The 19,891-nt window shown below is 70.2% G+C and carries 22 protein-coding genes; 11 read left to right on the top strand and 11 right to left on the bottom strand.

Translation table 11 applies throughout. The annotated features are described in order from the left end of the window. Positions 1 to 98 precede the first annotated feature (98 nt). Together V5P93_RS35205 and V5P93_RS35200 are read left to right on the top strand one after the other, a co-directional pair. Complete coding sequence (locus V5P93_RS35205) at positions 99 to 791, top strand: ABC transporter ATP-binding protein (protein WP_104481913.1); 693 nt, start codon at positions 99 to 101, stop codon at positions 789 to 791. After that, entirely contained in the window at positions 788 to 3,070 is a 2,283-nt protein-coding gene (locus V5P93_RS35200; RefSeq protein WP_104481914.1) for an FtsX-like permease family protein, read from the top strand. The genes V5P93_RS35205 and V5P93_RS35200 overlap by 4 nt, the downstream gene beginning before the upstream one ends. Positions 3,071 to 3,273: 203 nt before the next feature. Here V5P93_RS35200 and V5P93_RS35195 read toward each other — a convergent pair whose 3' ends face one another. Genes V5P93_RS35195 through V5P93_RS35180 form a run of 4 tightly spaced genes read right to left on the bottom strand, consistent with a single transcriptional unit; the run spans position 3,274 to position 8,003 of the window. After that, positions 3,274 to 3,981, bottom strand: coding sequence for a phytanoyl-CoA dioxygenase family protein (locus V5P93_RS35195; RefSeq protein WP_181043770.1), 708 nt, complete (start codon positions 3,979 to 3,981; stop codon positions 3,274 to 3,276). A 50-nt stretch (positions 3,982 to 4,031) separates the two neighbouring features. Then, complete coding sequence (locus V5P93_RS35190; protein WP_104481916.1) at positions 4,032 to 5,870, bottom strand: GAF domain-containing protein; 1,839 nt, start codon at positions 5,868 to 5,870, stop codon at positions 4,032 to 4,034. A 44-nt stretch (positions 5,871 to 5,914) separates the two neighbouring features. Then, positions 5,915 to 7,210: an MFS transporter gene (locus V5P93_RS35185; RefSeq protein WP_104481917.1), complete on the bottom strand. Its 1,296-nt coding sequence runs from the start codon at positions 7,208 to 7,210 to the stop codon at positions 5,915 to 5,917. A gap of 25 nt (positions 7,211 to 7,235) precedes the next feature. Next, complete coding sequence (locus V5P93_RS35180) at positions 7,236 to 8,003, bottom strand: 3-hydroxybutyrate dehydrogenase (RefSeq protein WP_104481918.1); 768 nt, start codon at positions 8,001 to 8,003, stop codon at positions 7,236 to 7,238. A 123-nt stretch (positions 8,004 to 8,126) separates the two neighbouring features. Between V5P93_RS35180 and V5P93_RS35175 the strand changes: the two genes are divergently transcribed. Then, on the top strand, positions 8,127 to 8,483 hold the full coding sequence (locus V5P93_RS35175) for a zf-TFIIB domain-containing protein (RefSeq protein ID WP_104481919.1): 357 nt from the start codon (positions 8,127 to 8,129) through the stop codon (positions 8,481 to 8,483). 13 nt (positions 8,484 to 8,496) lie between these two features. Next, positions 8,497 to 9,102 (top strand): AAA family ATPase, encoded by a 606-nt coding sequence (locus V5P93_RS35170; RefSeq protein ID WP_104481920.1) that lies wholly within the window; start codon positions 8,497 to 8,499, stop codon positions 9,100 to 9,102. A gap of 4 nt (positions 9,103 to 9,106) precedes the next feature. Here V5P93_RS35170 and V5P93_RS35165 read toward each other — a convergent pair whose 3' ends face one another. Further along, the gene (locus tag V5P93_RS35165; protein WP_104481921.1) at positions 9,107 to 9,613 is read right to left on the bottom strand and encodes a DinB family protein; all 507 of its coding nucleotides are present in this window, start codon (positions 9,611 to 9,613) and stop codon (positions 9,107 to 9,109) included. Positions 9,614 to 9,725: 112 nt separating this feature from the next. On the opposite strand from V5P93_RS35165, the gene V5P93_RS35160 reads away from it, so the two are divergent. The 6 genes from V5P93_RS35160 to V5P93_RS35135 all read left to right on the top strand — a co-directional run bounded on the left by V5P93_RS35160 (position 9,726) and on the right by V5P93_RS35135 (position 13,253). Then, a complete protein-coding gene (locus V5P93_RS35160; protein WP_104481922.1) occupies positions 9,726 to 10,187 on the top strand; it encodes a helix-turn-helix domain-containing protein in 462 nt (153 codons plus the stop codon). Next, positions 10,156 to 10,794: a hypothetical protein gene (locus tag V5P93_RS35155; protein ID WP_104481923.1), complete on the top strand. Its 639-nt coding sequence runs from the start codon at positions 10,156 to 10,158 to the stop codon at positions 10,792 to 10,794. Before V5P93_RS35160 ends, V5P93_RS35155 begins: the two co-directional genes overlap by 32 nt. A gap of 82 nt (positions 10,795 to 10,876) precedes the next feature. Then, the gene (locus V5P93_RS35150; RefSeq protein WP_104481924.1) at positions 10,877 to 11,170 is read left to right on the top strand and encodes a DUF2516 family protein; all 294 of its coding nucleotides are present in this window, start codon (positions 10,877 to 10,879) and stop codon (positions 11,168 to 11,170) included. A 110-nt stretch (positions 11,171 to 11,280) separates the two neighbouring features. Further along, on the top strand, positions 11,281 to 11,889 hold the full coding sequence (locus V5P93_RS35145; protein ID WP_245931608.1) for an alpha/beta hydrolase: 609 nt from the start codon (positions 11,281 to 11,283) through the stop codon (positions 11,887 to 11,889). Positions 11,890 to 11,906: 17 nt separating this feature from the next. Continuing rightward, on the top strand, positions 11,907 to 12,446 hold the full coding sequence (locus tag V5P93_RS35140; protein WP_104481925.1) for a YbaK/EbsC family protein: 540 nt from the start codon (positions 11,907 to 11,909) through the stop codon (positions 12,444 to 12,446). A 114-nt stretch (positions 12,447 to 12,560) separates the two neighbouring features. Continuing rightward, positions 12,561 to 13,253, top strand: a complete 693-nt coding sequence (locus tag V5P93_RS35135) for a response regulator transcription factor (RefSeq protein WP_245931609.1) — start codon at positions 12,561 to 12,563, stop codon at positions 13,251 to 13,253. On the opposite strand, the gene V5P93_RS35130 is transcribed toward V5P93_RS35135, so the two are convergent. Next, a complete protein-coding gene (locus V5P93_RS35130) occupies positions 13,242 to 14,363 on the bottom strand; it encodes an LOG family protein (protein ID WP_104481926.1) in 1,122 nt (373 codons plus the stop codon). The two genes, V5P93_RS35135 and V5P93_RS35130, sit on opposite strands and share 12 nt — an antisense overlap. Before the next feature lie 43 nt (positions 14,364 to 14,406). Here V5P93_RS35130 and V5P93_RS35125 point away from each other — a divergent pair, with 43 nt between their 5' ends. Further along, complete coding sequence (locus tag V5P93_RS35125) at positions 14,407 to 14,841, top strand: SRPBCC family protein (RefSeq protein ID WP_104481954.1); 435 nt, start codon at positions 14,407 to 14,409, stop codon at positions 14,839 to 14,841. A gap of 25 nt (positions 14,842 to 14,866) precedes the next feature. On the opposite strand, the gene V5P93_RS35120 is transcribed toward V5P93_RS35125, so the two are convergent. The 5 genes from V5P93_RS35120 to V5P93_RS35100 form a co-directional block, all read right to left on the bottom strand. Further along, a complete protein-coding gene (locus V5P93_RS35120; RefSeq protein WP_104481927.1) occupies positions 14,867 to 15,718 on the bottom strand; it encodes a GNAT family N-acetyltransferase in 852 nt (283 codons plus the stop codon). A 226-nt stretch (positions 15,719 to 15,944) separates the two neighbouring features. Continuing rightward, positions 15,945 to 16,817, bottom strand: a complete 873-nt coding sequence (purU, locus tag V5P93_RS35115) for a formyltetrahydrofolate deformylase (RefSeq protein ID WP_104481928.1) — start codon at positions 16,815 to 16,817, stop codon at positions 15,945 to 15,947. A gap of 820 nt (positions 16,818 to 17,637) precedes the next feature. After that, entirely contained in the window at positions 17,638 to 18,381 is a 744-nt protein-coding gene (locus V5P93_RS35110; RefSeq protein ID WP_104481929.1) for a MerR family transcriptional regulator, read from the bottom strand. A gap of 190 nt (positions 18,382 to 18,571) precedes the next feature. Further along, a complete protein-coding gene (locus V5P93_RS35105; RefSeq protein ID WP_104481930.1) occupies positions 18,572 to 19,387 on the bottom strand; it encodes an SAM-dependent methyltransferase in 816 nt (271 codons plus the stop codon). 5 nt (positions 19,388 to 19,392) lie between these two features. After that, on the bottom strand, positions 19,393 to 19,878 hold the full coding sequence (locus tag V5P93_RS35100; protein WP_104481931.1) for a DUF2505 domain-containing protein: 486 nt from the start codon (positions 19,876 to 19,878) through the stop codon (positions 19,393 to 19,395). Between the last annotated feature and the right edge of the window lie 13 nt (positions 19,879 to 19,891).

Raw genomic sequence — 19,891 nt, 5'->3', positions numbered from 1 at the left:
GTGGGGAACCCTGGCCGATCGGACGATGCGCGGCCAGGTGGGGCGGGGGATGTTGACGGGCGAGTTCATGGGTCTTGGACGCGGTGGGGAGCAAGGCAATGGCAGAGCGGGATGACGACACCCTGCTGGTCGGCAGTGAGCTACGGAAGTCCTTCGGGCCGACGCCCGCGTTGGACGGCGCGGGACTGATGGTGCGCCGGGGGGAGATCGTCGCGGTGATGGGCCCCTCGGGCTCGGGCAAGTCGACGTTGCTGCACTGCCTGGCCGGGATCGTCGCCCCCGACTCCGGGACCGTGACGTTCGACGGCCAAGACCTCGCGGCCATGAGGGACCGCGACCGCAGCGCGCTGCGGCGCGGCGCGTTCGGTTTCGTCTTCCAATTCGGACAGTTGGTTCCCGAGTTGTCGTGCGTGGAGAACGTCGCGCTCCCCATGCGGTTGGGCGGGACCCGGCGCAAGCAGGCCGAGGCCAAGGCGCTGGAGTGGATGGCCCGGTTGGAGGTGGACCACCTGGGCGGCAAGCGACCCGGAGAGGTGTCCGGCGGCCAGGCCCAGCGGGTGGCGATCGCCCGTGCGTTGGTGACCGAGCCCAAGGTCGTCTTCGCCGACGAGCCGACGGGGGCGCTGGACTCGTTCAACGGCGAGCAGGTGATGCGGTTGCTCGTCGACTCGGCTCGGGAGACCGGTGCGTCCGTCGTGCTGGTCACCCACGAGGCTCGGGTCGCGGCGTATTCGGACCGGGAGGTCGTGGTGCGCGACGGCCGCACCCGCCAGGTGGAGCTCGTCTCGTGAGGTCTTGGCTCAACGACCTGGCCATCGGGGTCCGACTGGCCGTCGGGGGTGGTCGGACCGCGTTGGCCCGCTTCGTGCTCAGCACCATCGGCATCGGCCTCGCGGTGGCCGTGCTGCTGTTGGCGTCGTCGGTCGGACCGATCCTCGACGCCCGCGACGTCCGCGCCACGGCCAACCAGCCGATCTACCTCCCGGTCGCGGGGGTGGCGCCGACTCGGTACATGGAGACGAGCACCGAGTTCCGCAGTACCCGTATCGGGGTGACTTACCTGCAAGCCTTCGGCGCGACCTCGCCCGTGCCGATCGGCATTCCGCGGCTGCCGGGGACCGACGAGATGTTCGTCTCCCCAGCGATGGCTGACCTCTTGGCCGACCCCCTGTTGCGAGAGCGGTTTCCCCAACGGATCGCGGGAGTCATCGACCGCGCCGGGATCAAGGACCCGTTGAAGGCTCAGGCCTACCTCGGCGCGGACGACCTGCCCGCCAGGGAAGTCGGGGCGACCCAGACCGCCTACGGGTTCAGGCAGGGGTCGCACGTCGCCTATATGGACGCCGGGCTGTTGTTGCTGTTGTTGCTCGGCACGATCGCCATCCTGGTCCCGGTGTTCATCTTCCTGGTGTCCAGCACCCGCATCGCCGGTGCCGAGCGGGACCGGCGGCTCTCGGCGCTGCGGTTGGCGGGCGCGGGCGATCGGCAGGTGCGCCGCATCGCCGCCGCCGAGTCGTTGGTCAGCGCCGGGGCCGGACTCGCCCTCGGGGGCGGGTTGTTCCTGCTGGGCCGCGAGGTCGCGGGTGGGATCAGCCTGATGGGTTCCAGCGTCTACTCCTCCGACATCGTGCCGGTGTGGTGGCTCGCCGTGTTGGTGGTGCTCTCCGCCCCGGTGCTCGCGGTGTTCGCCGCTCAGTTCGCGTTGCGGCGCACCATCATCGAACCGCTCGGGGTGGTGCGTCGCAGTACGCCGGTGAACAGGCGAATCGCCTGGCGGCTCGCCATGATCGCGGTGGGCGTGTTGCTGCTGCTGTGGCGCGGCGGCGAGTTCCTGGACAACACGTGGGTGTGGTCGGTGCTCGTGGCGACCGGTGTCACCCTTCTCCTGCTGGGTGTGCCCGCTCTGCTGCCCTGGGTGGTGGAGCGGACCGTGCGCGGACTGCGCGGGGGCAGCACTTCCTGGCAGCTGGCGGTGCGCAGGCTCCAGCTCGACAGCGGCACGTCCTCCCGGGTGGTCAGCGGGGTCGTAGTGGTGCTCGCGGGCGCGATCGCCTTGCAGGCCATGTTGCTCTCCCAAGCGCGGATCCGATCCTTTTCCGGTTCGACGTGGGATGGCGAGAGCACCGTGCTCTCCGTCTCCGCCGTCGGGCAGGTGGCACCCGAGGTGGAGAAGGCGCTGGCCGCCACGCCCAGCGCGCACGCGTGGAGCAGGGCCGACACCGTGGACGTGCAAATCCCCGGCTTGACGCACAGCTACACCCAGGTCGTGGACTGCTCCATCGTCGCGGCGGTCTACGGGTTCCACGGCTGCGTCGACGGCCACATCTACGCCCAGCCGGGGTTGGACATCACCGGCCTGGAACAGGGGAAGGAGGTTGCCGTCCTGTCCACCGACAGCAAGGAGCGCGCTGTCAGCCGCATCCGGTGGACCGTGCCGGTGCCGGTCGAGCGCGTATCCTTCGCGGCCAGGGTCAACCAGGAGTTCCCCGCGCTCTTGATCACCCGTGCCGCCATGCCCGACGCGCCCCGCACACGGGACCAGGTCGGCTTTTACGCCCTTCCCGACCCGAACGCCACTGACGCCACTGACCGCATCCGCGCCGCTCTCGGCCCGTTGGGGTGGCAGGTCTCGGTCTACGAACGCCGGGCGTCCTTCCTGCGGGACGACCAGGAGACCTACCTGACCATCCGCACCGGCCTGCTGATCGGGTCGGTGTTCACCCTGCTGCTGGCGGGCGTCAGCCTGCTGGTGCTGGCTGTGGAGCACATCCGCGAGCGCAGGCGGCCGCTGGCGGTGCTCGCCGCCGGTGGCGTGCCCAACGGGGTGATCGCCCGGTCCCTGCTGTGGCAGATCGCGCTGCCCATCGGCCTCGGGGTGGTGGTCGCCGTGGGGGTCGGTGTCACCTTGGCCGCGCTGACCGCGCAGATCGTCGACGGTCCGGTGATCCTCGACTGGCTGACCATCGGGGTCATGACCGGCGCCGCCGCGGCCCTGGTGCTGCTGGTCTCCCTGTTGACCCTGCCCTTCCTGCGCAGTGCCACCAGGCTCGAATCGCTGCGCACCGAGTAGGGGGTGCCGGAGGTCGTCTGGGGGTCGACCTCCGGCACCGGAGCAGGTCAACGCGACCGTCCACAGCAGAACGATCAGGGCGCGGGGAAGTCCACAGTGGATGTGGGGAGCGTGCATGGTGTGCCTCCGTTTTCGGACAAGCACACGGTGACAGGATTCGGGGAAGCGCGTTGGAAGTTATCCACAGCACCCGATCGGGCGATTTACACCAGCAGGTACGCCGCGCTTCCCAGTCGCTCGATGGTCGCGTCCGACGGCTGGACGTCGTAGGCCGTTGTGCCGCAGCGCCGGTTGAACCCGGTGAGCACGGCGTGCCGGGTGGTCGAGGAGCGGTTCGCCGTACCGGAGTGCCACAGGTGCGAGTTGACCAGCCAGGCCGTCCCCGCCCGGCCCAGCAGCAGCACCTGCTCCGGGTGGTCCTCGTGCCCGCGCGGTGGCACGAAACCGTAGTCCAGGTGCGAACCGGGCACCACGCGCGTGGCACCGTTCTCGGTGGTGAAGTCCGCCAAGGCCACGATGACGTTGCAGACCCGCCACCGACCCGGGCCGGTGGCCTCCGCCGTGTCCGTTTGCTGTTCTTGGCCGCCGAGGCCCGGCCGCCCCGCGCGGTAGTGCATGGCGCTGATCCGGAACTCCGGTCCGAGCAGGTGCCGCACCGCGGCGAGCAGCTGCGGGCGCAACCACAGCGGGTCGAACACCTCGCCGGACTCCAGCAGGTCCTTCAGGTGCAGCGTGCCGCCCCGCGCGCCCGCCGCGGCCAGCAGGGCCTCGATCTCACCCAGCGCCACGCCGACCTGGTCGGTGGTGAGGAAGTCGTCGAAGCGGCAGTAGCCGAGTTCGTCGAGTTCCCCCAGCTGCTGGGGTGCGAGCAGGTCCGCGCGGACGCCCAGCTCTTCGAGAACCTCGTGCACCCCTCCAGCATTAGCCCAGCGCCCGCCGCTCCGCCACCGAATTCACCTGACTACGTAGAAGTAAGCCGGAACAGCCGAAGGGCGAGTTGGATTTCCAGGGACCGCTCCTGGCCCTGCCAGTCCGCGCCGAGCAGGGAACCGATGCGTTCGAGCCGCTGCACCACCGTATTCACGTGCACATGCAGGACGTCTTTGGCTCGGGTCAGGTTGGCGCCGGTGTGGAAATACGCCTCGAGGGTCCGCAACAGTTCAGTACCCCGGCGGTCGTCGTATTCCAGCACCGGCCCGATGGTGGCGTGCACGTAGCCCTCTAGGTCCGCGTCGCCGAGCAGCAGACCGACGAACCCGAGCTCCGAGATCGCCCCGCCGTGCCCGGCCCGGCCCAGGGCGAGCAGGGATCGCGCGCACCGGGCGGCCTCGGCGTGCGCCGCCGCGAAGCCGTCCACTTCGGACACCGGTCCGGCCGCCCCGACGGTCACCGGCGCGTCCATGGTGGCGGTCAGGCTGGCGGCGATCTTGGCGGCCAGCTCGCCCGGGTTCTCCGTGCGCGCCAACAACACCACCTGGTCGGCGTGCACCCCGACCAGGTCGGCGAACCGGACGGCCGCCGCGGCCAAGCGCCGCCTCGGCACCTCGTCGGCTGCCGCCACCAGCACCGCGTGCGGCTCGGTGAGGTCGACCCCGAGCCTGCGCCCGCGCAGCACCAAGGCGGCCGGGTTGCGGTTCGGCGTGGTCAGCAGGTCGGCCAACAACTCACCGCGAACCTCGTCCTCGGCTTGGGCAACCGACCGCCGCAGCATCAACAACAACGCGGTGACCACGCCCGCGCGCTCGAAGAGGCGACGGTCCGCGTCCGCCAAGTCCGCCCTTCCGGTCAAGACCAGGCTCCCCAGCAACTCTTGGCCCGCCTGTACCGCGCAAACCCAGGTGCCCGTTGTGGCCACCGCGCGCCCGGAAGCCCGGGCGGAGGCCACGGCCTCATCCGACGGTGGTGGGGCCTCATCGCCGACCCCGGCCAGTTCCACACCTGTCGCGTCGTGGACCGCGATACCGCCGCGCAGGACCTCGGCGACCGCAGCGGCCACGTCCGGCAGGTCACCGCCGCGCAGCACGAGGTCCATGAGCTTGTCGTGGGCTTCCTCGGAGCGGCGCATGGCCTCGTTGTGCGCGCTGATCGTGGCGTTGGCGGCGCGGGTCTCGTCGAGCAGGCGGGCGTTGTCGATGGCGATCGCGGCGTGGTCGGCCAGCGACGACAGCAGCGCCACCTCGTCGGGGGAGAAGTCACGGGCCACGCGGTCGGCGGCGAAGAGCACCCCGATCACCGTGCCGCCCATGGCCAGCGGGACGCCCAGGATCGCGGTCAGGCCCTCGTCGTGCACCGACGAGTCGATGGGCACCGTGTGCCGGAACCGCGCGTCGGCGAAGTAGTCGCGGGTCGCGTAGGGGCGCGCGGTCTGCGCCACCAGACCGCCCAGCCCCTCGCCCATGCCCAGTGTTACCTGCTGGAACAGTGCCGACGCCGAGCCCTCAGTGACCCGCATGTAGGTCTTGCCCGCGTGGTCGTCGTTGAGCGTCAGGTACGACACGTCGACGCCGAGCAGCATCCGGGCGCGGCGCACGATCGAGCGCAGCACGGCGTCGGTGTCCCGGAGCCGGGCCAGGTCACCCGCCGTCTCGAACAGCGCCGACAGCTCGGCCTCGCGCCTGCGGTGCCCGGTCATCCGGCGGCGGACCCGCAGCGCGTCCGCGGCCGCCTCGTCGAGCACCGCCAACTCATCGGCACCCAGCCCGGCCGCCTTGGCCGTGGCCTGGACCTGTGCCAGCCGCTCCCCGCTCGCCCCGGCGGCGAGCAGGCCGAGCAGTTCACGCACCGCGTCGTGGGCCTTCACGGGGTCATGGTCGCACCCGCCACCGTGAACCGCGCATATGCGTCTTACCGCGTGGCGGGAATGCGTTCGGTCGAGTCCTCAAGCGACTGTCCACGCGTTTCCCGCGCCGCTAGGACGGCGATGACCGTGAGTGCGCACATTGCCACCAGGTAGAGCGATACCGGCATGGTGCTGTTGTACCGCTGGAACAGTGCGGTAGCGATAAGAGGGGCAACTGCGCCAGCAGCGATGGACGATAGTTGTCCGCCTACCGACAGGCCCGTGTACCGCACGCGGGTGGGGAACTGCTCGGAGAAGAACGCGGCTTGCGGTCCGTACATCGCCCCGTGCAGTACCAACCCCACGGTCGCCGCCAGAATGATCACACCGGGTGAGCGCGTGTCGAGCATGGCGAAGAAGACGAACGACCACACCGCCATCGAGACCGCCCCGAACAGGTACACCGGCCTGCGGCCCAGCTTGTCCGACAACGCGCCCCACAGCGGAATGCAGGCGAAGTGCACCGCCGAACCGATCATCACCGCGTTGAGGCCCACGGTCTTGGACAACCCCAAGCCGGTTGTCACGTACACGAGGATGAACGCGGTGATCACGTAGTAGGACACGTTCTCCGCCATGCGCGCACCGATGGTGACGAGAACCTGACGCCACCCGCCGTGGAAGAGTTCCACCACCGGCACGTGGGGCGTCTCCCGCTTCTTCGCGGCCAAGAACACCGGGGACTCGGTCACCGCCAGCCGGATCCAGAGGCCGATGACCACCAGGACACCCGACAGCAGGAACGGCACGCGCCAACCCCAGGCCAGGAACTGCTCGTCGGACTGCGTCGCGGCCAGCACCGCCAGGACGCCAGTGGCCAGCAGGTTGCCGCCCGGGGCGCCGCACTGCGGCCACGAAGCCCAGAACCCACGCCGCTCGGGCTCACCGTGCTCCGAGACGATCAGCACCGCTCCACCCCACTCACCGCCAAGGGCGAACCCTTGGACCAACCGCAGCGCGGTAAGCAGAAGAGGCGCGCCGACGCCTAGGGCTGCGTAGGTCGGTAAGAGGCCCATGGCGAACGTGGAGCCACCCATCAGCAGGAGACTCAGCACCAGCAAGCGCTTGCGGCCCAGTTTGTCGCCGTAGTGGCCGAACACGAGCCCACCGATGGGGCGCGCCAAGAAGCCGATCGCGTAGGTCAGGAACGCCAAGAGCGTTCCGGTCAGCGGATCGGCTGACGGGAAGAAGAGCTTGTTGAACACCAGCGCGGCGGCGGAGGTGTAGAGGAAGAAGTCGTACCACTCGACGGTGGTACCGATCAGGCTCGCGGCGACGATGCGCATGAACGGCCGGGGCATGGCGGTCTCCTGTCGCGAAAGGGGGTCAGTTGGCGGTCCAGCCGCCGTCGACCGGCAGCGAGGCGCCGGTGACGTGGGCCGCGTGCCTGCCGCACAGCCAGAGCACGAGGTCGGCGACGTCTTCCGGGGCGATCAACCGCCGGATCGGGGCGCGGTCGAGCAGCACCTGTTCGACGACCTCGTCGGGGTCGATGCCGTGCGCGGCGGCCTGGTCGGCGATCTGGGCCTCGACCAGCGGGGTGCGCACGTACCCGGGACTGACGCAGTTGCTCGTCACCCCGTGCGGCGCGCCCTCCACGGCGGCGACCTTGGACAGGCCCTCCACCGCGTGCTTGGCGGCCACGTAGGCGGCCTTGTACGCGCTGGCCCGCAGGCCGTGGACGCTGGAGATGTTCACGATCCGTCCCCACTCCCGCGCGTACATGTGCGGCAGGCAGCGGCGCATCAGCAGGAACGGTGCGGTGACCATCACCCGCTGGATGAGGTCGAACCGCTCCACCGGGAACTCGTGCAGCGGCGCCACGTGCTGGATACCGGCGTTGTTGACCAGCACGTCCACCTCGGCGGGCAGCGCGTCCACCGAGGCTTGGTCCGCCAGGTCGACCACATGCGCGTGACCGCCGACCGAGGCGGCCACTTCCTCCGCCGCGTCCCCTGACCGATCGACCACGTGCACCTCCGCGCCTGCCCCCGCCAGGGCGAGCACGCACGCCCGGCCGATGCCGCTCGCACCGCCGGTCACCAGCGCGGTACGCCCGCGCAGGCCGTCGTTGTGATCCGGGCCACTAGTCATGGTTGATCACGTTAGGTAAGCCCAGAGCGGCCTGCCATGTGCACACTGCCTACAACAATGCGTCGAGATGTAGTTGTGGCAACCATGCCGACATGCGCACGGTTATCTGCGTAGGCTTACGGAGTGATTTGTCCGAAGTGCCAAAACACGATGCGCACCGTCGACCGCCTCGGCGTGCACATCGACCAGTGCGATGGATGTCGGGGAATCTTCCTCGACCGTGGTGAGCTTGAGCAGATCGCCGCAGCCGAGCAGCGCCACTACACGCCCCCGCCGCCGTACCAGGGCGCACCGCCGCCCGCGGCCGGGTACCCGCCGCCGCCTCCGGCGCCCTACCCGCCGCAGGGGTACGCCGCGCACAGCTACCACGACTCCCCGCCTGGGTACCGCGACTCGCCCCCCGGGTACGGCCACCAGGGCCACTACGGGCACGGGCACAAGAAGCGCCGTAAGAGCTTCCTCGAAGACCTCTTCGACTGATCCGTTGAACCCGATGATCTGCGCGGCCTGCGGTGAGTGGGCCGACGAGCCTCGGGTCGACGGGCCTGTCCTGGTCTGCGGGTTCTGCGGGCACCGGGAGCCGTTCGCCAGACTCCCGGTGTTCGCCCTGACCGGACCGAGCGGCACCGGCAAGTCCACCGTGTGCCGCAGGCTCTGCGCGCGCCTGTCCGACCGCGCCGTCGTGCTGGAGCAGGACGTCCTCTGGGTCGGCGCGCTGCGGGACCCGTATGACGACTACGCCGCGTTCCGCCAGACCTGGCTGCGCACGGCCGCGATGGTCAACCAGAACGGCCGCCCGACGGTGTTGTGCGGCACGGTCGCGCCCCCGCAGTTCGAGCAGCGCCCGGAACGGGTCCTCTTCTCCGAGATCCACTACCTGGCCTTGGTGGCGGACGATGACGTCTTGGCCGCGCGGTTGCGCGCGCGCCCCGCGTGGCGCGGGTGGGACGACGAGCAGCGCATCACCGACATGCTCGCGTTCAACGCGTGGGTGAAGTCCACCCAGACGACCCCGCCGATGACCCTCCTCGACACCACCGACGCACCGGTAGAGGAAACCGTGGACGCGGTGGTCGAGTGGGTCCTATCGCGCCTCTAGTGGTTCACGGGCCGACGGTGCCGTCGACCGCCTCGCGCAGCAGGTCGGCGTGCCCGTTGTGGCGCGCGTACTCCCCGATCATGTGCATCATTACCGCGCGCAGCGAGATATCCATGTCGCGCCGCTCGTACCGGTAGACGTTGTCGAGCGAATCGACCGTCGCCTCGATCCGCCGTGCGTGCTCGATCTCCCGCTCCCACGCCGCGTAGGCCTCATGCGCTGTCGCCCCGTCGGTGTTGAACGCGGCCTGGAAGTCTCCGGTGTCCGACCACACTCGTGGCACGTCTTCGCGGTTCACGACCAATCGGAACCAGACGCGCTCCACCTCGGCCATGTGTCGTAGTAGCCCCAGCAGCGACAACGTCGACGGTGGCGACGCCTGCTGTCGCAGCTGCTCGTCGTCGAGCCCGTCGCACTTCAGCGCCAAGGTCGCGCGTTGGAAATCGAGGTAGCCCCGGAGGGTCTCGCGTTCGGTCGTGGTCGTGGGCGGCATCAAACGTTCGATCGACATGTGCCGAATCATGCCCGCGCCGTGTGATCGGTCCCACCGGAATACGTGCAAGCACTCTGCTTGCAGGAGCTAGCACGCGGGCGTACCGTTGGTGGTGGGACGAGGAGGGCCGATGGACGAACCCGGTGAGAGCAGCCCGATGGACAGGGTCGCGGGCCTCGGGCGCGACATCGGCGAGTACATCAAGCAGCAGCGCAACCACGCCAAGATCTCGGTGCGCCAGCTGGCGAGGCTCGCGGGTGTCTCCAACCCGTACCTCAGCCAGATCGAACGCGGCCTGCGCAGGCCGAGCGCGGAGATCCTGCAGCAGATCGCCAAGGGGCTGCGGATCTCGGCCGAGGCGCTGTACGTGCAAGCGGGGATCCTCGACCTCCCGACCGGGGGGCCGATCACGGACGCCGTGCGCGCCGACCCAGACCTGACCGAGCGGCAGAAGCAGGTGCTTCTGGACATCTACGAGTCCTTCCGCCGCGAGAACTCCGCCACCCGGTCCGCGACTTCCACTGTGGACACCGGGCGAGCTCAACCGAGGAGTGAAGACGATGACCCAGAAGACCCTGCCGACCGACGGTGACACCCGCCGCGCGGGTGACCTGGTGCACACCGCGCTGGAGCAGGCCCGCACCCCGCTGCTCGCCGCGCTGGGCGCGGGCGACCTGGCCGCGAAGGCCGTGCTGGACGCGGTCGGCAAGGCCAAGGCGCGCGCCGAGGCCACCCGCGGCGACCTGCCCACCGACATCGGCGGCCTGCGCGACCGCTTCGACCCGGCCGAGCTGCGCAGGCTCATCGACGAGTACACCGGCGCGGCGGTCCGGCTCTACCAGCAGCTCGCCGAGCACGGCGAGGACGCGCTGGGCAAGCTGCGGTCGCAGCCGCAGGTCAAGAAGCTGGAAGAGGCCATTGAGGCCGCTCAGAGCCGGGTCGGCGACGCGGCGGGCGACGCTCGGACCCTGGCCGAGGAGATCTTCACCAAGGTGACCCGCAAGACCCGTGAGGCCGGTGAGAAGACCGCCACCGCCGCCGAGGACGCCGCCGCCGAGGTGGCGGAGACCGTGCTCGACGCGGGCGACGAGGTCGCCACCGAGATTCGCGCCACTACGGAGCGGGTCGCGGACAAGGCGGACAAGGCTGCTCGCAAGCCCACGGTGCGGAAGGCCCCGGCGAAGCCGACTTCCGAGTGAACGACTTGGCCCCGTGCACTCCTGAGTGTGAGTGCGCGGGGTCTTGTGGTGGAACCGCCCATATCGCACGTAGGCTGTCGGGGTGCCACCGCTCGCGTACGGGATCCTGAAGGTTATCGACTGGGCCGCGGTCCCCGTCGCGGTCTTCGCCCTCATCCACGCGCTGCTGCAGCGACCGGACGCGTACTCCGCCGCCGAGCGCATGACCAAGCCCGCCTGGGTGGGGATCACCGCGGGCGCCACCGCCGCGCTGTTCCTGTTCAGCTTCGCGGGCACCGGCTGGATCTTCTGGATGGCCGGTCTGGTCGCAGCCCTGGTCTACATCGTTGACGTGCGGCCCCGCCTGATCGAGGTGCAGCGCGGCCAGCGGTGGTGATGTCCCGGGCCAACGGGGCCGGTGAACCACGCACGGTAATCGTTCCTGGTCTGGGTGCCACCGCCGGGGAAGCGCGAATCCCCGCGTCGGGGTTGCCGGGTACGCGGATCGTGCTGACCTTGCCCTCGCACGCCGACGCTCCCGACGCGTCCCCGGACTACTGGACCTATCCGACCATCGCCGCGGACATCGCTCCGGCGTTGGAAGGCGTCCGGCAGGCCGTGGGCGTCTCGTTGGGCGCGGCGGCGTTGTGCGCGCTGCTGTCGACCACACCGCACGCCCTCGACCGGGTAGTGCTGATGTTGCCTGCGGCGCTGTCCAAGCCGCGACAAGCCGAATCCGCCGACCTTGTGCTGGAGATGTCCACCGCAGCCGAGGCAGGCGACAGGGGCAGACTCCGCGCGCTTGTCGCCGCAGGGGCACCCGCCGGTCTCGACACATACGTGGACGAACGCACCGACGCCCTCTTGCGCCTAGGCCCCGCCCTGCACGCGGTTGCCCGCCAAGTACCGGTGCCGGACCCGGCCACGCTGGAACAGGTCGATGCCGATGTCCTCGTAGTCGCCGCGATGGGCGATTTGCTGCACCCGACGGAGACCGCCGAAGAGGTCGTGGGAGCGCTACCTACGGCGCGATTGGTCCGTTTCGACTCTCCGGCACCCATGGTCACGCACCGCAGGGAGCTCCGTGCGCTGCTCACGGACTTCCTCGGTCGGTAAACGCTATCCTCGGGCGGGTGACGTGGACCATCGCCGGAACCCTGACCGTCTTGCCCGCAGCCGAGCACCCCGAACTGCTGGCCGAGCCCGTCGCCAAGGCGATCACCGACCTCGACGCCACGCGCATCGGCGTCGCCGAGATCGACCCCGAGCTCGCCGACACGGCCGCGTTCTGCGAGCACTACGGCTCGTCGCTGAGCGCGTCGGCCAACTGCGTGGTCGTGCTGGGCAAACGCGGCGGTGAGGAGCGGCTCGCCGCCTGCCTGGTGCTCGCCACCACGCGCGCCGACGTCAACGGGGTGCTGCGCAAGCTGCTGGACGTCCGCAAGGCGTCCTTCGCGCCCATGGACCGCGCGGTGGAGCAGAGCGGGATGGCCTACGGCGGGATCACCCCCGTCGGTCTGCCCGCCGACTGGCCCCTCTACATCGACGCGGCCGTCGCCGCGGCGCCCGAGCTCGTCATCGGCAGCGGTATCCGCGGCAGCAAGCTCTTCGTCCCCGGCGACCTCTTGGCCGCGCTGCCCACCGCACAAGTAGTAGATGGTCTCGCGCGATAGACCGAACGAGCGGCCTTTGCCCCGACGATCGTCGGGTTGACGCCACATTCCCTGTTCTGCCCCGCATTCCTGTGCTTGCATACGCCCCGTGGGCGGGTTGGAAGGGGCGAAGAAGTGACAACACAGACCGAGTTCGACACAACCGCGGTCGAGCGGGGGACGATCCGGGTCGGCGTCGTGGACGACGAACCGATGGCGCGCTCGTTCGTGAGCAAGATCCTGGGCGCGGCAGCGGACGTCGAGGTGGTCGCCGAGGGCGCGGACGGCGCGGAGGCGCTGGAGTTGGTGCGCACCAAGGAACTCGACGTACTGCTGCTCGACCTGCGGATGCCGCGCATGGACGGCCTCGATACCCTCCGGGAACTCCGCAGACAGGTGCGGGTCCCGGCCGTCGTGGTGCTGACCACCTTCCACGCGGACCAGGCCGTGGCCACGGCCCTCCGACTGGGTGCGAAGGGTTTCCTGCTCAAGCACATCGAGCCCGCCGAACTGGTGCGCGCCGTGCGGGTCGCGGCCAACGGTGGCGCGGTTCTGGACCCCGCGTTGACCAACGACCTGATGGGCCACTTGGCCACCCACCACCTCGACCGGATCGGCGCCGCCGCCGAGGTCGCGCGGCTGTCCGCGCGCCTGCGCGACGTGCTGCGGCTGGTCGGCATGGGGCGCAGCAACGGCGAGATCGCCGAAGAGCTGCGGTTGTCCGATTCCACCGTGCGCGGCTACGTGTCGGAAATCCTCGCGGCGACGGGTTGCGCCAACCGGGTTACCGCCGCCGTCTTGGCCCAACGCGCCGGTCTACTGGACTGACGCGTACGAGACCAGGAACTCCACCGCTTCCGCGGCGTCGTCGGTGACCATCACCCACTGCTCGGCCGGACGTCCCCGGGCGAGCTTGCGCACCAACGACGCCGCCGGGACCTCCTCGGTCCAGAACCGGTGCCCGAGGAACACCATGGGCGCCGCGGGGCCGACCGAGCCGTAGTGGTTCTGGGTGTAGTCCTGGAAGACCTCCTGCACCGTCCCGGCGCTGCCCGGTGTGTAGACGATGCCCCCGGTCGCGACGGTCAGCAGGCCCTCTTCGCGGACCGAGTTGGCGAAGTACTTCGCGTGCAACTCGCAGAACGGGTTTGGCGGCTCGTGGCCGAAGAACCAGGTGGGAATGCCGATGGTGCGCGGTTTCTCGCCAACCGGCAGGTCCACCGCGAGACCCGCGGCGATCCAGCGGCCGATCTCGGCGGCGTCCACGGTCGAGCCGCTGGCGAACCGGGGCGCGGTGGCCAGGCCCGCCAGCACCTCGTCCACACCGGACCGGTCGCCCAGTCGGACGCCGAGCGGCACCGCCTCCATCGCGCCGGGGCCGCCACCGGTCAACACGGTGAACCCGGCCTTGCCCAGCAGCACGCCCAGCTCGACAGCGCCGCGGTAGCGGTCTGAGTCGCGGGTGAGCGCGTGCCCGCCCATGACCGCGACGGGCCTACCGGTCAGCACGTCGTCCAACGCCTCGGAGATGCTGTGGTCGTGCAGCCGCTCGGCCAGCGCGTGCAGCGGGTCCGGACGGGCACCCTGGGCCAGAGCGTGCTGGTAGATCCGCGCGTCGGGGGTGTCCGCGTAGGACTCCGGGCGGGCCGGTTCGAAGCCGTCGAACAGCTCGGCGCAGGTGTAGAGCCGCGATCGATAGACCTCGTAGGGCAGCCCGGGCACGATCGGGAACAGCAGCGCCCCCGCCGCGTGCGCGCGCCGCTGGGTCTCAGGCCGCAGCGTGCACCCCAGGAAGAGGGCACCGTCGAGGGCCGTCCGCAGCAGCTCGTCGTCCGCCGGATCGGTCAGGTCGAGGGTCGACAAGGTCACATTGCGCAGGTCATGCCCGTTGTCGCGGTGTTCGCGCAGCAACTCCGCATCGGCGATCTCGATCCGCACGCCGGTAGCCTACGGAGACCCGGCCACCGACGTACGGAGAATGATGAACCAGGTGCAGGCACTCGCCGAACGCACGATCGCGGCACCCGTGGACCGGGTTCGGGCCGCCGTGGCCGACTACGCGGGCGTCCGAGGGCGGATCCTCACACCGCACTTCAGCGAGTACGAGGTCCGGTCGGGCGGGGTCGGTGCCGGGACCGTGGCGCACTGGCGGTTGCAGGCCACGAGCAAGCGGGTGCGGGACTGCGTGGTCGAGGTCAGCGAGCCGAGGCCGGGGAGTCTGGTGGAAGCGGACCGCAACTCCACACTTGTCACGACTTGGACGGTCGAGGGCTCGGACAGCGTCTCCACCGTGCGTATCGCCACTACGTGGGAGGGCGCCAACGGTGTCGGGGGGTTCTTCGAACGCCTCTTCGCCCCGGCGGGTCTCAAGCGCATTCACGACCAGGTGCTGGCGAACCTGGCCAAGGAGTTCTAGGTCAAGCCGCTAGGGGTGTCGATCGTCAGCCGAGCGCCTGCATGAAGGGGAGATAAGCGCGTCGGCGGTCACCCGGGAATGGGCGACCGCCGAGGGACATGATGTCGGTGTGGAAGGTCGGGGACAGACCGCGTTCGGTCACCCACCGGCCCAGATCGGGGTGCGTGGTGGCCGCGTCAACGCGGATCGGACCTCCGGCGTCCGCGGCCAAGTCGGCCACGAGCGCGCGGGCCGCGTCGTCGTCGGGGGCGATGAGCGGGCCGATGATCGCGGTGGGCGCGTCTGCTCCCGCGCGCCACGTGCCCGCGTAGGCGGTGATCCGGTCGTCCGACTCGACCACGCGCACGTGGTCGGCGAAGTCGAACAGTCCGGACAAGACGCCGGACCGGTCCGCGCCGAACACCTCCCGGTCCAGCGCGAGGATGGCGGGCAGGTCGGCGGGACAGGCCGGGCGGGTGCGCCCGGACCGCTCCGCGTCCAGCACGCCGACCCGGATGTCGGCCTCGGCGACGGAGTGGAAGCCGAGCTTCTCGTAGAGGGGCTTGCCCAGCGGGGTGGCGTAGAGGTGCGGGGTGGCCGTGCCCGCTTCGGCGATGACGTGCCGCATGAGGCGCGTGCCGAGGCCCCGGCCCTCGAACCGGGCGGCCACCAGCACCATGCTGATGGCCGCCAGGTCGCCGGTGCGGGTCAGGATCGCCGAGGCGACCAGCCCGCCGGACTGGTCGGTGAGGCCGTAGCCCTGCCCGACGCGCAGCAGGAAATCCCACTTGCGGTCCTCGTGGGGCCACTCGCGGTCCGCCGCGAGGGCGAGGCAGGCGGATAGGTCGTTGGTGGACAGCGGAATCAGGGTGGTGTTGCGAACATCCCCAGTGGTCACGCGTGAGATCGTCCCGCCGATTTGCGTTGTGGGGCAACCGAATTAGTCGCCATAGCGCCAATGGCCAAGTTCGTCAAACGGCTATCCCCCTGCCATCGAGTGAATGACACGCGGGCTCGGGCGGCATAACGTTGAAGTGTCTCCCCGGAAGGAAACCGTTATGCGCCAACAGCTTTCCCCTGCCCGGGGAACCGGCGACCGCGGGTCGCCGGTTCCCCGGGGTGGACTAGAAGATCACGGTCTTGTTGCCGTGCAGCAGGATCCTGCCCTCCAGGTGCGCGCGCAGCCCCCGCGCGAGCACGACCTTCTCGATGTCACGGCCCTTGCGCACCATGTCGGCGACCGAGTCGCCGTGGTCCACTCGGATCACGTCCTGCTCGACGATCGGCCCCTGGTCGAGCTCGGCGGTCACGTAGTGGCAGGTCGCCCCGATCAGCTTGACCCCGCGCTTGTGGGCCTGGTGGTAGGGGCGGGCGCCGACGAAGGACGGCAGGAAGCTGTGGTGGATGTTGAGCGCCCGCCCGGACCACTCCACGCACATCTCGCCGGGCACGATTTGCATGAACCGGGCCAGCACGATCGCGTCGGGGGAGTTGGCCTCCACCAGCTGCCTGAGCTGGGCGAAGGCGGCTGCCTTGCCCTCCGGGTCGGTGGCCGGGAAGGGCACGTGGTGGAACGGGATGCCGTGCGCCCGGGTGATCCCGGCCAGGTCGTTGTGGTTGCCGATCACCGCCCGGACGTCGACGTCGAGTTCACCGCTGTGCACGCGGCCCAGCAGGTCGTAGAGGCAGTGGCCCTCCTTGGACACCAGGATCACCACCCGGCGCCGCACCCCGGTGTCGGTGACGCTCCAGTCCGCCTGGCCGCTGAGCTCGCGGGCCACCCGGCCGAAGCGCTCCCGGAGCTCGTCCACCCCGAAGGGCAGCGAGTCCGCGCGCACCTCCTGCCGTGTGAAGAACCAGTTCGTCTCCGGGTCGGTGTGGTAGGCCGCCTCGACGATCCAGCCACCCGCCTCAGCCAGGAAACCGGAAATCCGCGCCACGATGCCCGTCCGGTCCGGACACCCCAGCTTGATCACATATCGACGCTCGTTCGGCACCCGCCAATCCTCGCAGCCCGTGTCCAGTCGACCGTCCACAACGGTCCCTGGTTCGGGGTTCCCGCCCGCGCCGCCGTGCTTGGGCGCCTACCCCTTGGTCGAGGTCAAGCCCGATTACCCGGCTCGCCTTCGACCGGACCCCACGGTTAGCGAGAAGCCGGATCCCCGTCAGATACGCTCCTTGACAACTGGATAGTGAAATAGCTCGACACCCATACCGCGGCCTGGCGGGCGTCGGGGGAGCTGCAGATCCCCCGACGCCAAGAGTCGCCAGATCGCCGCGAGTCATCGATCAGGTTGGTCGTGGTGAGCTGCCCTCGGCCCTGGGCGGGAGCCAGGCCGGAGGGCTTCGCGGAGTCGGTCCGGGCGCGGGGCTCGACGCCGTTCCGGCGCGTGTCCGAATCCCGGACGTGGCCCGGTTTTCGCCACACCCGTCGGTGATCACTGGACGTTCGACAGACACCCGGGTCTGCGATCCGGGCAAACCAGCCTGAGGCTGGCCTGCCGGTTCGCGCGGCCCAGTACGCCTTGCGTCACGGACAGGTCTGGGTTCACCGCGCTCACCAACTCCGGCCCGGACCGGGCCGGAGTGGATGTACTCGACCACCATCCACGCTCGCGGTCGTGGCCGCCACGGCCGCGTTAAGCAGCGTGTGCTCTCGAGACTGCAATCCGCGCGTTCTCGCCTCGCGGGATGGTGGGGCCACTACGGCCAACCGGGCCGTGTGGCAGCCGGTCGGCGTGGCTTCACAGCGGGAGCTTTGCTGCGTTGGGCGAGGCGGCTGGTCGCAGGCCACCTCCCGCGGCTGTTCCCCAGCGGTCAGCTGAGCTTCGTGTTGGCGTACTCGGTGATGGCGGCCCGCAGGAACTCGGCCAGGCGGGGGTCGGACTTGTCGAAGTTCGCCCGGAAGCGCGGGTCGTCGGCGTAGACGTCGGCGAGGCCGATGTAGGACTCGCGGTTCGGCGTCCAGTGGCCCTTGATCCACTGGTAGTGGCCCTCGACCGTGCGCTGGACGGCCGGGTCGTCGGCTCGGCGGTCCGCGTCGAGGTGGGCGATCAGCTCGTCCACGATCGCGACCCAGCCCTGGCCCTGGGTCCGCCACCAGTCGGTGGACTTCGGGGTGGTGTCCACGCTCTCGCCCCAGCGCTCGCGGGCCTCCTGCTGGAGGTGCTGCTGGGTCGGCTGGTCGAACCCCTCGAACCAGTGCTCGGCGGACTTCTTCGTCATGATCCTGTTCCCTTCCACATCGGTGATCGTGCGGGAGACGGTCTTGGCCAGTCGGTCGAACCGGTCGCGCTCGGCGAGCAGCCAGCGGTGGTGCATCCGCAACACCGCCGCCTGGTCCCGCCCGTCGCGCACGATCTCCGCGATGGCGTCGAGCCCCAGGCCGAGCTCGCGCAGCACGAGGATCTGTTGCAGGCGCAGCAACTGCTCCTGCTCGTAGAACCGGTAGCCGTTGGCTCCCACCCGCGAGGGCGGGAGCAGGCCAATCTCGTCGTAGTGCCGCAGCGTCCGCGACGTCACCTTCGACATCCGGGCCACCTGCGCTGTCGACCAGGTCATCACCTTCGTCTCCCACTGGGCTCTCCTGCGGCCCGAAACCAACGGTAGAAGTTGACGTAACGTCAAAGTCAACCCCGACAAACCACCAGGTACAACTCGAACCTGCTTGCCTGCGGTCCAGCCCCGACTTCCAGCGTCCGGCAGGCGCATCGCCAGGCTCCTCGGGCATCCGCCTGGGCTGCTCCGTTGCTCAGAGCTGTGGGGCGACTGCGGACCATGGGAGAGTGACCTCGCCCAGCCGCCAGCGGCGGCGGGTGTCCAGTACCGGCCAACCGTCCGCGGCGAGCAGGCGGATCGTCTCGACCCAGCGGGCGCGGGGGCCGAACGGGGCGAAGGGGGCGGCCGTGGCCCAGCCGGTGTCCATGGCCTGGAGCAGGGCGTGGACGGGCTCGCCGGGGACGTTGCGGTGGATGAGGGTCTTCGGGAGGCGTTCGGCCAGGTCGCTGGGGCGGTCGAGGTCGACGGGCAGGCAGGACAGGGTGAAGGTGCGCGGGCCTTCCTCGTCCAGCAGGACCCAGCAGCAGCGGCGGCCGATCTCGTCGCAGGTCCCCTCCACCAGCAGGCCGTTCGGGGCCAGGCGGGACCGCATGGTGTCCCACGACTTCCAGGCTTCCGGTTCGGTGTACTGGCGCAGCACGTTGAAGGCGCGCAGCAGGATCGGGCGGGTGCCCGCCAGTTCGAAACCGCCGCGGCGGAAGTCCAGGGCGGGCGGGTCGGCGGACGGTTTGGCTGCGGCGACGCGTTCCGGGTCGATCTCCAGGCCGAGGACGCGGACGATGGGGTTGACCGTGCGGAGGCGGGTGGCCATTTCGACGGTGGTGACCGGGGTGGCGCCGTAGCCGAGGTCGACCACGAGAGGGGCGTCGCCGGTCAGCGCCGCGCGGATGGCGGGGGTGGCGGTCAGCCAGCGGTCGACTCGGCGGAGGCGGTTCGGGTTGGTGGTGCCGCGCGTGGGCACGCCGAGAGCCCGGGCCCGGCCCGCCGCCAGACGTGGGGTGCGGGCCACAGGGGTCAGTGCTCCGCGGCGAAGGCGGCCTCGCTGGCCAGCAGTTTGCGCACCTGCTCCGCGATCACGGACTCGATCTTCCCGCCGACCAGGGGCACCCGGACCTTCACCTCGGCGTCGGTGCGCAGTTCGCTGCCGTCGGCGACGTCCACCAGGCGGTAGGTGCCCCTGATCTCACCCGGGATACCCGCGACGGTGGCGCTTGTGGTGCCGGCGAAACCGGCGCCGTCGGGCCGCCAGGTCTCCAAGCGCTCGACCACCAGGTCGCCCTTGACCAGGGTGCGCACGATCGACGGCAGCAGAGCCGACTCGATGCCCTGGCGCAGCTTGTAGGCCACTCCGTCGCCGTTGGCCTTGTGTTCCACCAGGGCCGCGTCCGTCCCGCCGAGCGTGCGGAGGCGGTCCCGCAGGAAGGCTTGGTCGACCAGTCGGGCGTGCACGGTGGCGGCGGGGGCGCGGAAGCTCGCGCGGTGCTCGATACGGCTGGCCATGTGCGGGAGGTTA

This window comes from Actinokineospora auranticolor, assembly GCF_041897805.1.
Classification (GTDB): Bacteria; Actinomycetota; Actinomycetes; order Mycobacteriales; family Pseudonocardiaceae; genus Actinokineospora; species Actinokineospora auranticolor.
The sequence above is the reverse complement of the archived record's forward strand: the minus strand, read 5'-3'. Positions and strand labels throughout refer to the sequence as shown.